Raw genomic sequence first — 15,238 nt, forward strand, 5'->3', positions numbered from 1 at the left:
GGTCGATGGTTATGGTTTCGGGCCGTATCCCATGGTTTGCTTGAACGTGGTGATGATCTGTTTCAATTCTTTCCCAAAAGCTTCATCGATTTTGCCTTTGGCGACAAGGTCCTTCTTTAGTTGTGGATGATGCTGCGAAACATAATTCAGGAGATCTTCCTCAAACTGTCGGACCTTGTTGACCGGGATGTCATCGAGAAACCCATTCGTGCCCGCGTAAATAGACAACACCTGATCGGCGACCGGCATGGGCTTGTACTGTCCCTGTTTGAGCAACTCCACAAGGCGGGCACCACGAGCGAGCTGGGCCTGTGTTGTCTTGTCCAATTCACTCCCGAACTGAGCAAAGGCCGCCATCTCGCGATACTGCGCGAGATCCAAGCGCAGCGTCCCTGCGACCTGCTTCATGGTCTTGATCTGAGCCGAGCCGCCGACGCGTGATACCGACAGGCCGACGTTGATGGCGGGTCGGATACCGGCATAAAAGAGATCTCCGGCCAGATAAATTTGACCGTCTGTAATGGAGATGACATTGGTCGGAATGTAGGCCGAGACGTCGCCGGCCTGCGTTTCGATGATGGGAAGCGCCGTCAGACTGCCTCCTCCAAGCTTTTCACTCATTTTTGCCGCACGCTCGAGGAGTCGGGAGTGTAGATAGAAAACGTCGCCGGGATAGGCTTCTCGGCCAGGAGGCCGCCGGAGGAGGAGGGACAACTGCCGGTATGCCGTGGCGTGCTTGGACAGATCGTCGTAGATGATCAAAGCATGCTTGCCGTTGTCTCGAAAGTATTCACCCATCGCGACACCGGCGTATGGCGCGAGATATTGCAGCGAGGCCGAGTCGCTGGCTGTGGCGGACACGACCATGCTGTATTCCATGGCATGGTGCTCTTCGAGCGTCTTGACGACGCGCGCGACGGTGGAGCGCTTTTGTCCGATCGCGACATATATACAGAACACGTTTTGGCCGCGTTGATTGATAATGGTGTCCACGGCAATCGCGGTTTTTCCGGTCTGCCGGTCGCCGATAATTAACTCGCGCTGGCCTCGGCCGATCGGAATCATGGCGTCGATGGCTTTGATACCGGTCTGCAAGGGTTCACGGACGGACTGTCGATCGATCACCCCGGGCGCGCGGACTTCCAATCGTTGAGTTGTGGAAGCCTTGATTGGTCCCTTGCCGTCTAAGGGCTGTCCGATCGCATTGACCACGCGACCGACCAGGGCCTCACCGACCGGGACCTCCGCAATGCGGCCGGTGCGTTTGACCGGATCCCCTTCCTTGATGCTGGTCTCGTCGCCCATGAGGACTGCCCCGACGCTGTCCTCTTCAAGGTTGAGCGCGATTCCGTACAGGCCACCGGGGAACTCGAGCATTTCGCCGGCCATCGCCCCCTCAAGGCCATAAATCTTGGCGATGCCGTCACCGACCTGGATGACAGATCCGGTTTCGTTGACGTCGACGCGCTGGTCGAAACCTTTGATCTTTTCCTTGATGATCGAGCTAATTTCTTCAGACTTAATCTGCATCAGCTACTCCTTCGTCACGAGGGTTCGCATGGTTTCCAGGCGCGTGCGAACCGTGCTGTCGAATAGGGTGCTTCCAATTCGAATTTGAAGTCCAGCAAGCAGGGTGGGCTTCGTCTGAAAGGTCAGATCGACATCGCGCCGGAGGAGAGCTCGAAGACGGCTCCGAAGCTGTTCCTGATTTTCTGCTGTTAATGGCGTTGCCGATGAAACCATCACGGGCTGCGTCCCTTTTGCTTGGTCAGCCAGGACGGCAAACTCTTCCGCAATTTCGGGGAGGAAGCCGACCCGATTCTTTTTGATCAATTGAGCTAAAAACTGGCCCATGATGGAAGGACACCCTATGCGTTGGCTGAGGGATTCGAGGACCGCTTGCTTATCATGGATACTAAAGGCCGGCGAGGCGAGCACGTGTTTCAGCGGGGCCGAGGTCCTGACAGCATCGGCGAGGGCGACAAGGCCATTCCGGGTGGCCTCCACCTGTCCCAATTCTATGAGCCCAAACAAAGCTTTCGCGTAACGTCGCGCGACAGCAGTTTTAATCACAATCGTTTCCGATGACCGGGAGTGAATATCCGTGCGGGTGGGCACGAAAAACACGGCAAATTAGCATCAGCGAATGGGCAGTGTCAAGCAGGAAGGAGACGGGAGGCCGCTGTCCGGAGACTTGTTACGAGATAGCAGATGGTCCGGATCAAGCCGTCAGTGGGGCTCGGATTGGATAATGCCGCCGCCAAGGACGCGGTCGCCATGATAAAACACAGTGGACTGCCCCGGCGATAACGTTCGTTGAGGCGTCTGAAAGATAATTCGCAGTGTACCATCAGACGTCGGGTGAAGCTGTGCGGGTGCAGCCGGAGTGGCATAGCGAATTTTCACGTCGGCCGATGCGACTTGAGTGCGAAGGGTCTCATCAAAGAGATTGAGATCGGACACGGTGCATTCTGCCGTGAATAGTCCATCTTCAGGGCCAAGCACCACGGTATTGGTTTCTGGAGCCACATGGTGGACGTAAAGCCGCTCGCCTGTCGCAATCCCCAGCCCACGCCGTTGCCCCGGGGTATAATAGGCGATGCCCTCATGTCGACCTAAAATCTGTCCGGTTGTATCGGTGAAGTTGCCTGGTCTTTTGGACGATGGGGATTCGATCTCGATGAAGGCCCGATAATCACCTTGTGTTACAAAGCAAATCTCCTGGCTCTCCTTTAATTCATCAGCCGGCAGCCCCAGCGATTCCGCTCGTTCCCAGACTTCTGGTTTGTGCATGGCGCCCACGGGAAACAAGAGCTTTGGAAGCCAGGTCGGCTGAACGCGATACAGGAAGTAGCTCTGATCTTTACGCGGGTCTACCGCGCGCTGCAAATGCCATTGACCAGCCTCACTAACGACACGTGCATAGTGACCCGTGGCCACAAAGTCGATCGAACGTGCCTGGGCAATGGAATAGAGCGAGCGCAATTTGACGCGCTCATTGCAGCGCACGCAAGGGTTGGGGGTGGTGCCGGCAAGGTAACCAGCGAGAAAATCGTCGATGACCCCGGCTCTAAAGCCGGCTCTGGTGTCGATAACTTCGTGTGTGATGCCGAGTCGCTTTGCTGCAAACTTCGCGATCCCAACTTTGCAGCAGCTGCGCTCTTGCCACCGCTTCGACACCGCTGATTCATCTTCGTGTTCCCATACCTGAAGAGTGACGCCGTGCACGTCATAGCCCTGTTCCACGAGAAGAGCGGCGGCCACACAGCTGTCGACCCCTCCACTCATACCAAGAATGACCGTTGGTCGCGACATTGGGTCGTTTACGATAAAGACGACTCTTGGGCCCGCATCTTACCTCGATGCAGGGCCAGGTTATGGACATTGTCCGGGCTCTGAATTTCGGTCTCTGTTCGCTCGGCTATCTTATTGGCGCCCATTTCACACATGCCATGATGGTGGGCTCCTTCTTCCATGCCGAGCAAGGGGGTGCGCACGTCTCCAATGAGAACAGCCGTTTTCAGAAGTTGGACCTTCTCAGTTGCGGTAACAGTGGCATTGACTTTGCCACCGCAGATGACGATTCCGGCGACGATCAATCCTTTGATCGCCGCATGCTCGCCGATAATCAACGTACCTTTGGCGTGGATTTCTCCTTCCAGCTGACCATCAATCCGTACGGTGCCATCAAATCTGATCACGCCCTTGAAGTCAACCCCGCGGCCAAGAAACGTGAAGTTTTCTTCGCGCTCCTGCAGATGCTTTTTCCCGTTGAGTTCCCACATGGTTTCCTCCTGTGTATCAGCCAAGGAACCGGTGCGCAGACCTTGGCTCTGGTTGACTAAGGGACATGGTCACCGCGAGGGCAAAGCGAAAAATCTTTGAATTCGTAATGGCGATTATTGAGAGCCAAAATAGAAAAGGACGTGGGGGTGCTGGTGTGTATCGTAGGAATGTGTTCGTCAAGGAATCTAACTTTTCGGTACTCCCAGGAGCATCTCGATCAAACGATCGAGTTCTTCAGGACCGAAATAGTGTAGCAGAATCTTTCCACCTCTCCGGCCCTTCTGAATGGCGATGCGTGTCCCGAAATGTTTTTGAAGCCGCTCTTCAATGTCCGAATGAGGCGTTGCACGCTTCACGGCGCGTTTCGGCTTCGTCTCCTGGGCTGCCAGTTTTTCAGCTTGTCGAACGGACAGTTGACCATCAATAATATGGCGAGCCAGTGATTGTTGCGCCGCGACCGTCGGTACCCCAAGAATCACTTTTGCATGGCCGGTTGTCAGTTGGCCTAATTCAAGCAACGCTTGAATATCATTAGGCAAATTCGTCAGTCTCGATATATTGGCGATGGAAGAGCGGTCTTTTCCTATCCGCTGCGCGACTTGCTCCTGTGTAAGCCCGAATTCTGTTGTCAGACGATGATAGGCTCGCGCGGCTTCCATGGGATTCAGATCTTGTCGCTGAAGATTCTCGACAAGGGCTAATTCCATGGCCTGCTCGTCACTCGAATTTCTGATCACCGCTTTGATGGTTGATAGCCCAGCCATCTTTGCTGCGCGAAAGCGACGTTCGCCGGCGATGAGTTCATAAAGACCGTCACCCTTTCGCCTCACCATGATCGGTTGGATGAGCCCATTTTTCTTAATCGATTCAGATAACTCAGATATTTCCAGTTCAGAAAATGTAGTACGAGGCTGATATCTGTTTGGAATGATTTGACTTAAGGCCACTTCTTGCACATCGGCGGGTTGCGGGATAGGTTCCTTAAAGTGAACAGTCGGCAGCAGCGCTTCGAGGCCTTTACCGAGAGCTTTCTTCTCCATGAGCAAGAACCTCCTTTGCTAATTCAAGATAGGCCTGCGCACCAGCAGACGCTGCGTTATAAAAAGCAGCAGGCTGTCCATAACTCGGAGCTTCTGCCAGCGTCACATTTCGCGGAATCATGGTCTTATAGACTTTTTCTTTAAAATGGCTGCGTATTTCTTCCGAAACCTGGCGCGCGAGGCTATTACGCGAGTCAAACATGGTGAGTAAGATTCCTTCGAGCTCCAAAGATGGATTAATTCCATCCTGAATCCGCTGTACGTTAGCCATGAGACGGCCCAGTCCTTCCATTGCGTAGTATTCACATTGCACGGGTACCAACACGGAATGCGCTGCGGCCAGCGCGTTGATGGTCAGAAAGCCCAATGCTGGGGGGCAATCAATAATGATGTAGTCATAGTTATCAGTAAGCCCCTGCATAGACTTCTTTAGAACGCGTTCACGGTCTTCAACATTCACGAGTTCAACTTCGGCCCCAACCAAATCTGCAGTGGCTGGAACGACCGAAAGCCTGGCAACACTCGTCTGTGATATTGCCTCGATTAGAGGTTCGCCTCGCATGAGGCAGTCATACAGCGAACGGGATAAGCTTTTCTGATCTATGCCAACCCCGCTTGTCGCATTCGATTGAGGGTCCATGTCGATCATAAGGACTGCTTGATCGTTGATCGCCAACGATGATGACAGATTGATCGAGGTGGTCGTCTTTCCGACGCCGCCTTTTTGATTGGCTATTGCGATAATTCTCGCCATGGTTGTTTTCCTGGACGGTGACTAAAGCCAGTGTTCCACGTGGAACATCATCATGGTCGCTTTAAAATGCTCAAAACTCTATGGCCGTACCCGCACGGAAGGTCATAGGACAGTTCCCGTTCAACTTCAAACATGCCTGGTGTTTCTGTTTCTGAAAGCGGCTTTGATCTGCATAGAATGAGTCTTCCCTCGGCGCTAAGTAACCCCAAGCAGCGTTCGATGATTAGGCTCATATTTAAGGCTCTACTGATAACGTAAGAGAATTTTTTGTGGTTTGTATGGTCAAGGGCAAAGGCTTCAAGGGTTTTGGGTATGGCCTTGACGCTCTTTAACTGGAGTGTGCCAACGATATGCCGCAAGAATGCAATCTTTTTAGACGCAGGTTCAAGGAGAGTGACGCTAAGTTCCGGCATTGCGATCTTTAGTGGGAGTCCAGGAAATCCGGCACCTGACCCAATGTCTAAAAGTTCTAAGTTAGTAGAAAAATCAACCAGACCCTTACTGCAAGCGAGAGAATCTAGAAAGTGCTTTACAATGATTTCCTGTGGATCAGTAATCGCGGTCAGATTCGTTTTGCGGTTCCAAGCGCGTAACTCGCGAAGGTAGGTCTGAAAAAGGCCTAGCTGTTCTTGAGAAAGTTTAACGCCGAATTCTCCCGACCAATGTGCCAACTCCAGGGCCTGTTCCACGTGGAACAAGTACGCTATGCCGCGTGTCTGCGTCAAGCGGTTTTGTTACTGGCCTGATAAAATGGCCGCTTTGGCCACTTTATGCTTACATCGACTCATGGCCATTTTATGCTTACCGTATCGGACAAAAATGGTCCTCTTCCGGTACCTGAATAGCGAGCGATGTTATTGAATTATAATGTATTTGATGCGGCGTAGCGTCTGAATTACTTCCAGATGAGCGTGAGGACCTTCTCATATCGACCAAGTCGAATAGATTGCTCATGGAAGAGCGAGCATGTGGAACTATCCCAATTGCTGTACCCTGCTATGATGCCCGCTACTGCTCTCTTGCTATACGCGATGCGTGATGTTGATGACTCAGGAATCCTCGTACCTTTTCTGAGAAACTTCTCGTAAAAACTATCGGATTTTTTATACGAGACGATATGGTTTGCATCAGATATCACAACCGCAGAAGGTCTTTCTGAAAGTTCGACGTACCGAAAAGCAGTAGAGGTCAGCGAGGTCTCAAACTCCCTTGCAACCGTTTTGATGGCATCCAGTCCCCATGATAGGTCCTGTACCCTTGATAGAAAAAGTTTTTCTGGAAGCAGCAACTTCACCGCGAATATATCGGCTTGCCGTTCGAACGAATGATTGTCGTCTAAGATATCATTGTCAGGCGTTTTACATGGTGTGAGGCTTAGAGGTTTGTGTAAAAGGAAATGTCCTAATTCATGCGCAATAGTGAACCGATGCCTTGGACGTGAAAGGCTGTGATCGACAACTACTATCCCATGGTCACCCTTCCTTACCAGGCAGCCATGTGCACCGGACAGAGGAGCTTGATAGAGCCAAAGACCATATCGATATGCTATGGCTTCAATATGGATGTCGGCGGGAGATTGGATGCCGAATTCGTCTAAGATTGGGGTGATGTGAATGCTCATACCAAGTAGAACCAAGGAACCGGGACCAGTAGCGAGTATACAGGATCATCCTAGATAAAGGGCAGCAAGGATTTGGTCAAGATCTTTGTCTGTGAGTCGTGCGATTTCCAATCGGCGAAAACGAACAGATTCTTGTGATCGCTCCTTTTTGCAATCTTGATACAGTCGTCGCCGTAGTCGTTTACGAGCCTCGGCTGCGCGCTCAGGCGCCAAGGGAAGTGCAGGAAGCGTATGGCCACGTTGTTTTTGGGCGAATCCATACGCTTTGATCCAGGCTTTTCGATAGTCACCACCCGGCTTTGTCATCATCGCGATAATCCGGAGATCCAGTGCCTTCGCACCGATCTTGTCCGCGGCAACCGCGACGTACGGATCGTCAATATCAGCACCAACAATGGCGCTCCATACCTTCTGAGCCACTTCTTCCGATTGTCCCCTTTGGTCTTTCATCTATTCCTCCAACGCAATTATTTGTCTTCCTAAGATCTTCAGCCGCTTACATAGCTGTATGACACGGGACAACGGGAGACCAGATTCCCGCGCCGTATCCGATGGCTTTGTATGGCCCTCCTTCATGACCTTCAAAATGATCATTGCATCCGTTTGGTCCTGCTGAACCCTGAACGACATCACGATACGGGCTTCCAATACGCGTAACCTTCTTACATAGGCGTCTTGGAAATCCTCTCGCATACGGATCAATTCCTCCGGAGTCTCTATATCGCTGTTCAGTGACCATTTGAGCACTTGTTTTTCCCAGTCTTCTTCTGTCCTTGGTAACAACTCCTCATGCACCTTTTGCATGGCGCTTCCAATGTGACCCTTAATCGATGACTTCAAAAAGATTTTGAAATTATCTTTCTTTTTGTTATCCCAAATCCGGTCGCCATTTAGAAGTTTTTCCAACACTTCGGCGACATAATCATCGGCGGCAGGGCCGGCGGCTCCGACTCCATCGAGCTGGTAGAACGCCACTTTTGAGTACGCATATTTTCGTATATCACTCCACAGCTTTTCACGCTCTAGAGGAGAAAGCGCGTTGATCGCCGCTTTGACGGCAGCAATACTTTCCTCTTGTTCCTTGGTGAGCTTCTGCATCTCTCCGAGACACCCAAACAGGAAGGAGACGAGCGGGTAGTCCTCGTCAGGTCTGTCTTCATACGACCATCTCGACGGGTCCTGACCCTAGCAGATATACACTATATAAATCAAGGACTTCTGCTAAAGCGCACTACATCCATTGACTCAGCCTGCCAATCGGGCCGTCCGAATCGTCATCCGTTCTTCTCAAGCGAAGTGCAGGCTTAACACTCTCTGCCGGTACTTTTACGTGCTCAAAATAAAAGTTGTCGATTTTCGGCCTGCCCCAAGAAGCACTAGCGAGAAGTGGGCACTACGCCCTCTGTGACATGACGTGAAACAAAAGCTGCCGATATGCACTTCCCGTCAAGAAATGCTCATAGAGAGATACCGTCCGTCTTCGTGGGAGGCCGTAATGACTCGCAGCCAGGGATACAAAAAAGTTGGCGATTCGCAATGGCGCACAAGAAATAGGGCAGGAAAGCTATGAAGCGTCGTGTCAATGCACTAGTCACGGAGGAGGAACACATTTTATGGAACCCGCTTTGCTGATGTCTGGTGCGTGTAAGGCACGTGAGTCAGGAATGTTCACTTCCTTTCCGCTGATCACAGCTCATAAAGGAGGATCCAATCATGATTGATTAACCATCACACACTGACCATTTCACCAGGCCAATTCGGCCAACCGCATATGAACAATTGAGGAAAACAATGGACCCAGAGAAACAGCTAGAAGACTATTTTCAGTGCGTCAGTCTTTCCGACGAAGCCAAGGCTTTGATTCGCACGGTGTGGTGCTCTCCTCCCGCGCGTCGCGTCGCAAGTGGACGAGGCAACGTCTGTGGCCGATATCCCAGCCGGAAAAACGGCGTTTCGATTCAGTTTGAGAGCCACAAGGTCGAAAAACGATTCCTTATTTTGATGGAGTATGACACCCGTGTTCGGGGATATCGAGATCAAGTTCTGATCAAACTCATGCGGACTGATGCCCAAGGTCGGCCGCGCGCCTGGATGACCGCCGTCGATTATGTCAGCCTCCGGGACGATGGCGCGGTGTTCGTAGAGTGCAAAAAAGAGGAAGAGCTCCAACGCCTGTCCCAAGACAAACCGGATCTGTATCTGAAGGACGCAGACGGGAAATGGCGTTGCCCTCCAGGGGAGGCCTACGCCGCGCAGTTTGGGATGCGATTCGAAGTGGTATCCAGTGCCGATCTCAACCCCGTTCTGGATCGGAACATCACATTTCTCGAAGACTACCTCAGCGAGGAGGGATGGCTCTCAGAGGGAGCACAGAAGAAAATTCAAGACCTCGTCAGGGCCAAGGTTGGAATCACGTTGCGCGACATGCTCCCTCGCCTCGACCGGAAGGAAATCGACACACTGTATGGCTTGATCGCGTGTGGCCAGGTGTGGGCGGATCTTCATCGCATCCCCTTGGCTGAATTTGATCGTGTCCAGCTCTATGAAAGCCACGTGACAGGTGAGGCTCACAACATTGTCCTGCAAACGGTAACTGTCCCTCAGGAGTTGTCAGCGTTTATTGAAGCCGACGTGCAGGAGAACATGCTGCGCTGGGAAGGCAAGAGTTGGTCCGTCGTTGCGACTCACTCAGACCACATCACGCTTCTGGGTGATGGACGGAGTCTTCAGTTACGTACGGATGAATATGAGCGTCTGCTCAAGAATGGGAACATTCAGCTTCCTGCCCCGGCGCAAAACTTCGGTACGGCCTTTGATCATCGTCTCGCGAAGGCGAGACCGGAAGACCTTACGGTAGCGAATCGGCGGTATGCAGCTGTCTTTCAGCTCAGAGGAATGGCAGCCGTAACAGGCCATGTCCCATCACGGACGTATCGCCGATGGAAAGCTAAATATCGGCACGCCGAGCAGGTATCGGGATGTGGGTTTCAGGCGCTCATTCCCCGAACCAGCGAGCGCGGCAATCGGCGGCGCAAACTCTCCGAGGCAGTTATTGAGCTGATGCATGAAGTCGCGAGCACCTACCATGTGACCCCCGAGGGAGACAACAAGACATTAGCGTATGGGCATTTGAAGAACGCCTGTGACGAGCGGAAGATCCCCGTCCCGAGTTCTCGTACTTTCAGCCGGGAAATTGCGCGTCTGCCTCGGGTTGACGTTGTTCGTAAGCAGAAGGGAGACAAGGCCGCGTACCAATTCGAGCTGCCCCTTCATCTGTTTTACGACACGCCCATCCACGGCGATCGCCCTTTCGAAATCGTCCACATTGACCATACCTTGGTGGACGTGATGTTGGTCTGCTCAGTAACCGGCGAATTTTTGGGCCGGCCTTGGTTGACACTCGCTATGTGTGCGTTCTCGCGGCGGATCCTCGCGATCTACCTCTCTTTCGATCCCCCCAGTTGTGCATCGGTGATGATGGTCTTGCGCATCATGGTGCGTCGCTTTGGCCGTCGCCCGCACACGATCATCACTGACGGTGGAAAGGAATTCCATAGCATCTACTACGAAACGTTTCTGAATATATTCAAAATCACCCAAAAAACACGCCCGCCTGCGAAGCCTCGTTTTGGGTCCGTCATCGAACGCATTTTCGGGACGGCGAACTCTCAACTTTTTCACCGCCTCATCGGCAACACAAAGTTGACTAAAATTCCCCGACAACTGACCAAGAAGCTGAATCCGTGCAATTTGGCCGTTTGGCATTTGGTTGGACTCTATGACGAATTACAGCACTGGGCGTATGACACCTATGACACGATGCCCCACAGCACGTTAGGAACCGCGCCTCGTGACCTCTTCGAGCGCACGCTTGAATTGACCGGCTTTCGCACACATCGACGATGCGCATATGACGAAACGTTTCGCATCCTCACACTTCCCCCGTGTGCGGTCCGTAAAGTTGTGCCTGGACAAGGTATTAAAGTGAATCAGATCTGGTATTCCGCTCCTGCGCTGTCCGATCCCCAGGTCGAGGGCGCCACCACCGTCCGACGAGACCCGTTTGACATCGGCCATATCTACGCGTTCGTCAACAAGCGATGGGTTGAATGCCTCTCTTCTCACTATCTTATGCTGCGGGGCCATACGGAACGAGAACGCGAACTCGTTTCGGCCGAACTCAGACAGCTTCGGCGACTCGGCCATAACATATCTGAGATCAATAGCGCCATTCTCGCTAGGGAATTCCAAAAGACGACGAAAAGTCAGGCCCACGCACTTCAAGTCAAGAAAGATCGTGAACAGGCAAACGCTCTGAACCGCTTAGAGGGGACGTCCACACCCCTCTTGATCGATGGCCCCGCCGCGCAGGGGCCGCGTGCCGAAGAAGTTCAGTCGCTTATCGTTTCGCGTGTGCCACTTCTCCCGGATCCTTCAACCCTCACCACATATGGAGACTTCTAACATGTCGACATCTACCCCTCCCTTTCCCCCGAAACTGCTGACCGCCTCAAGGCTAGAACGTGTCCGCTACGCCGATCGCATTGTAGTAGGACATCCAAAACTGACCGCCGCATATGAGCAAATTTGGCGATACCTGACATATGGGAAACCGGGACAGATCATTACCGTCTACGGGCCCACAGGCGCCGGCAAGTCAACCCTATCCGCCAGGATTACGAGGGAGCTTCTCAAGGCAGCGTTCAAGGCCATGGTGAAGGACCTGACTTACATCCCTGTCATTTCCGTTGAAGCAGCAAAGAACGGACGGCCTTTCGATTGGAAGGACTTTTATAGCCGATTCTTGGAAGCGGCCTGGGAACCCCAGGTTGATGAAAAGATGGATGTGAAGGCCAAGATCCATAGAAAACCTATTGGCGCAGGACCGCCTCCAGGTGGAAGCTGCGCATATTTACGCAGGGTATTGGAGCGATGTCTGAAAGAACGTCGGGTGCGCGTAGCACTGATCGACGAAGCGGGCCACCTCGCCAGGCACGCGATTGGACCGCGCGCGCAAATGGATTGTGTCAAATCCTTTGCCTCTTTGTCTGAAACGATCACGCTGCTGGTCGGCACGTATGATGTTCTGCATCTCTCGAAAAAAAGTGCTCAGCTAAGCCGGCGCACGCAACGCATTCATCTCGGTCGCTATCATGCGGATCGATCCGAGGACCTTCAGGCGTTTCACAATACGGTGTTCACGCTTTTGCAAAGGCTGCCTCTTCACGAACCTCCGCAGCTGCTGCAGATGTCGGATTTCCTGTACGAGCGTTCAGCCGGTTGTATCGGGATCTTAAAAGAATGGGTGGTGCGGGCCATGGCCCTTGCGGTGCATGAGAACCGCCCGACGATCCTACCCAAGGATCTTCATGAGACGGCGAAGCCGGCCGACGAAATGCAGAACATTATCGATGAGATCCTTCAGGGTGAACAAATCCTGCGTGAAGAGGAGGCAGTGAGCGGTGACACCCTTCGCCAAATGCTTTCCTTCCCCGGGTATTCGACGCCAACTTCAGCCACCCCGGCCCAATCCGAAGCAGTCCTGCCAAAGAAGCCTCGGCAGCGACGGCTGCCCGGTCAACGTAAGCCCAGTCGAGATCCGGTCGGTATGCCTACTACGGCTTCAGTATCGGTTACCTAACTTCAATATCAGTTACCTAAAAGGAAATCGAACATGGATACCTTTCCACAACCAAATCATCTGTACGATGACTATCCCGTTTGGGACGTCGAGCCCTTCGCGATGCCACCACGAAGTCGCCTGTATGGCTTCGCCCCTCTTGGCGTCGGCACACCGGAGGTTGAAAGTCTCGCTAGTTATGTGACCCGTCTCGCCGATGCGCATGCCCTTTCAGTAAGACGGCTCGTCATGAGGCAAATCGTCCCAGGGTTTCCGACTGACTCCCAGTTGATGCAACCGCTCGCCCGGCGCATCGGTGCACGCATCAATGGGTTCAGCCCAGAAGCCGAGCGGTGGTGTCGAGCGCTCGAACAATTGACCGGCCGAACGGACTTGCGCTTCTGCACGCTGCTCCCGTGGCAAGACCTATTCGATTCCCGGCATCTCATGCGCGATGATCGTGCCTGGTGCCCGGCATGTTTGGAGCAATGGAACCAATCAAAGCAGACTTTCTATGAGCCCTTGCTATGGTCGTGCGAGGCTGTGACGGTCTGCATGGTTCATCGCATCCCACTGCAAAGTCAGTGTCCGAGTTGCAACAAAAAACTTCCAATCATTAGTTCGAATGCCCAAATCGGATTTTGCAACTCATGTGGAGCGTGGCTCGGACAGGATATCGAACAAAACGAAGAGAAGGTCTTAGAGCGAGACGTATTGTTCGCCCGTGCGATGGGAAATTTCCTTCAGGCCGCCCCTTCCATAATGCAGCCCCTGACGACGAAATGTCTCAAATCCGCCATCGACAAATGTCAAGATCACTCGGACATCCCGAATTTTCAACACTTCTCCAGCGAACTGGGCATGACCCTCAACGAATTAAGGAGTTGGATGCTGGGATGTAAGAAGCCTCGTTGCGCGTCGCTACTGCGTCTTAGCGTGAATTTACAGACCTCACCTCTGACCCTCTTACAAGATCCGGCTGCAGTAGGTGCCGCACTCCGAAGCCGAATACTCACTGGTGGACCACCGATTGTTGAGCCATCTCCTTTCCGGCGGCTGATGATCAACAAGGATAAGCTCACCGCGCAATTGGATACCATTCTCAAAGAGTGGGATTTATGCCCTCTGTCTCTTTCGCAGGTAGCCGGACGCCTGCGCAAATCGACTACGACGTTGCGTGCAAACTGTCCGGTGCATTGTGCTGAAATTGTAAAGCGATATGACGATTGGAAACGGCGACAAGGAGCCAATCGCCGAGCCTTGCAAAGACAAGAAATCGAGCGGGCCATTCCGAGGCTTCTCAGTGAAGGATTGAGTCCCACGTGGAACAGGATTCGTCAATGCGCGCCTTCCATAAGCCACCCAAGGAACGGTGGCGCAATTGAGATTTATAAAGATGTGATCCGCAAACACATGTTTGAACTGAGGAATAGCCCCCAAAGTTCGCATCCTGGCCGGCCGTCATCCCAGATTGCCTCGGCGATTAAGACCTATATGCGCCGTGCATCAATGGAAAATTTAAGAAAGAGACTCAATGATGGGAAGCCATGACAAAGCTTGGTAATGCTATCTCTTGAACAGGATGGTGGGTATGCGATCGATAGGGTAGTCTCTCCTTGCCTATGATGAAGCATGGGATATTGCGTGATCTATGGACAAGGTTTCTTTTAACTATCAGCAATCACAACGCCATGGGATAGCTAAAAGACTAGTGGAACAAATTGACAGGATCGCCCAACACTGCTGGCGTCAATCCTTAGGTAAGACGGCGAGCTAAAAAACCGGACGCAAGTTCAGACATACTGGGGCCGGGTTGTCTGCCAAGTGTACCGGTCTGTCCGTCTCGTAGCGAGGGATCTTCGGGATCCCACTCGGCTTGTAGCTCTGATTCGTCCAGCGACTCTTCGTCACCTAGTCCGTCCTCCTCAGATGGAGGAGGATGCTCAGACATGTAGATTGAGTTTCCAGGGAGGTAGGTACAAGAAAGGAGGCTATCATTTATTAACAGATTGTTGCTTACTGAGAACCGCGTTTTTCTTCATCACGAGGTTTTATTGCTCGAACGACAACGCCATTTATCGTGCTTTACATCCCATTCCTGCCTGCGCGATAAGCGCCTGACCTGGATATTTTAACCAGCCAGATGTTCTACTCCAAAGCTCCCCTGACTCACTTCTCGAAGGCAACATGTTGCCTGGTGGCCTAGCGTTCCCTTCGATGTCATCATTCAATCCTGGTGGGATTGTTGAGGAGAACGGCGAGAGAGGTGCCTCCGACCAATCAAAGTCACGAATACAATGGCGACCATTCAGGCACGACAGCAAGCGACATCATCGTTTAGAGAGCGCCTATGTTTCGGCAAAGGGTGCTTCCGTCCACGGTGTGCGAATTACCTCGCGGTCTGTTGATCGAGACTG

Annotated in this window: 13 protein-coding genes; 3 read left to right on the forward strand and 10 right to left on the reverse strand. The window is 52.6% G+C overall.

Translation table 11 applies throughout. From position 1 onward, the window contains the following. Window positions 1-9: 9 nt before the first annotated feature. The 10 genes from atpA to ACWHYZ_RS00960 all read right to left on the reverse strand — a co-directional run bounded on the left by atpA (window position 10) and on the right by ACWHYZ_RS00960 (window position 8,299). The gene (atpA, locus tag ACWHYZ_RS00915) at window positions 10-1,530 is read right to left on the reverse strand and encodes a F0F1 ATP synthase subunit alpha (RefSeq protein WP_447985428.1); all 1,521 of its coding nucleotides are present in this window, start codon (window positions 1,528-1,530) and stop codon (window positions 10-12) included. A 3-nt stretch (window positions 1,531-1,533) separates the two neighbouring features. Continuing rightward, window positions 1,534-2,073 (reverse strand): ATP synthase F1 subunit delta, encoded by a 540-nt coding sequence (atpH, locus tag ACWHYZ_RS00920; RefSeq protein ID WP_447985429.1) that lies wholly within the window; start codon window positions 2,071-2,073, stop codon window positions 1,534-1,536. 156 nt (window positions 2,074-2,229) lie between these two features. Beyond that, window positions 2,230-3,315: a tRNA 2-thiouridine(34) synthase MnmA gene (gene mnmA / locus ACWHYZ_RS00925; RefSeq protein ID WP_447985430.1), complete on the reverse strand. Its 1,086-nt coding sequence runs from the start codon at window positions 3,313-3,315 to the stop codon at window positions 2,230-2,232. An 8-nt stretch (window positions 3,316-3,323) separates the two neighbouring features. Continuing rightward, entirely contained in the window at window positions 3,324-3,785 is a 462-nt protein-coding gene (locus ACWHYZ_RS00930; RefSeq protein ID WP_447985431.1) for a bactofilin family protein, read from the reverse strand. 186 nt (window positions 3,786-3,971) lie between these two features. Further along, on the reverse strand, window positions 3,972-4,826 hold the full coding sequence (locus ACWHYZ_RS00935; protein WP_447985432.1) for a ParB/RepB/Spo0J family partition protein: 855 nt from the start codon (window positions 4,824-4,826) through the stop codon (window positions 3,972-3,974). Further along, a complete protein-coding gene (locus ACWHYZ_RS00940) occupies window positions 4,804-5,580 on the reverse strand; it encodes a ParA family protein (RefSeq protein ID WP_447985433.1) in 777 nt (258 codons plus the stop codon). Before ACWHYZ_RS00940 ends, ACWHYZ_RS00935 begins: the two co-directional genes overlap by 23 nt. A 50-nt stretch (window positions 5,581-5,630) precedes the next feature. After that, complete coding sequence (rsmG, locus tag ACWHYZ_RS00945) at window positions 5,631-6,269, reverse strand: 16S rRNA (guanine(527)-N(7))-methyltransferase RsmG (protein WP_447985434.1); 639 nt, start codon at window positions 6,267-6,269, stop codon at window positions 5,631-5,633. Between the two features lie 206 nt (window positions 6,270-6,475). After that, complete coding sequence (locus tag ACWHYZ_RS00950; protein ID WP_447985435.1) at window positions 6,476-7,201, reverse strand: ImmA/IrrE family metallo-endopeptidase; 726 nt, start codon at window positions 7,199-7,201, stop codon at window positions 6,476-6,478. Between the two features lie 45 nt (window positions 7,202-7,246). After that, the gene (locus ACWHYZ_RS00955) at window positions 7,247-7,651 is read right to left on the reverse strand and encodes a hypothetical protein (RefSeq protein ID WP_447985436.1); all 405 of its coding nucleotides are present in this window, start codon (window positions 7,649-7,651) and stop codon (window positions 7,247-7,249) included. After that, window positions 7,652-8,299, reverse strand: a complete 648-nt coding sequence (locus ACWHYZ_RS00960; RefSeq protein ID WP_447985437.1) for a hypothetical protein — start codon at window positions 8,297-8,299, stop codon at window positions 7,652-7,654. It abuts the gene before it with no gap. 693 nt (window positions 8,300-8,992) lie between these two features. Here ACWHYZ_RS00960 and ACWHYZ_RS00965 point away from each other — a divergent pair. The 3 genes from ACWHYZ_RS00965 to ACWHYZ_RS00975 are packed head-to-tail and all read left to right on the forward strand — an operon-like array spanning window position 8,993 to window position 14,372. Next, window positions 8,993-11,665 carry a DDE-type integrase/transposase/recombinase gene (locus ACWHYZ_RS00965; protein ID WP_447985438.1) on the forward strand — a complete coding sequence of 891 codons (2,673 nt, stop codon included), beginning with the start codon at window positions 8,993-8,995 and terminating at the stop codon, window positions 11,663-11,665. A gap of 1 nt (window position 11,666) precedes the next feature. After that, window positions 11,667-12,842 carry an ATP-binding protein gene (locus ACWHYZ_RS00970; RefSeq protein ID WP_447985439.1) on the forward strand — a complete coding sequence of 392 codons (1,176 nt, stop codon included), beginning with the start codon at window positions 11,667-11,669 and terminating at the stop codon, window positions 12,840-12,842. A 33-nt stretch (window positions 12,843-12,875) separates the two neighbouring features. Beyond that, on the forward strand, window positions 12,876-14,372 hold the full coding sequence (locus tag ACWHYZ_RS00975) for a TniQ family protein (protein ID WP_447985440.1): 1,497 nt from the start codon (window positions 12,876-12,878) through the stop codon (window positions 14,370-14,372). Window positions 14,373-15,238: the final 866 nt, after the last annotated feature.

The organism is Nitrospira sp. Nam74, assembly GCF_965152615.1.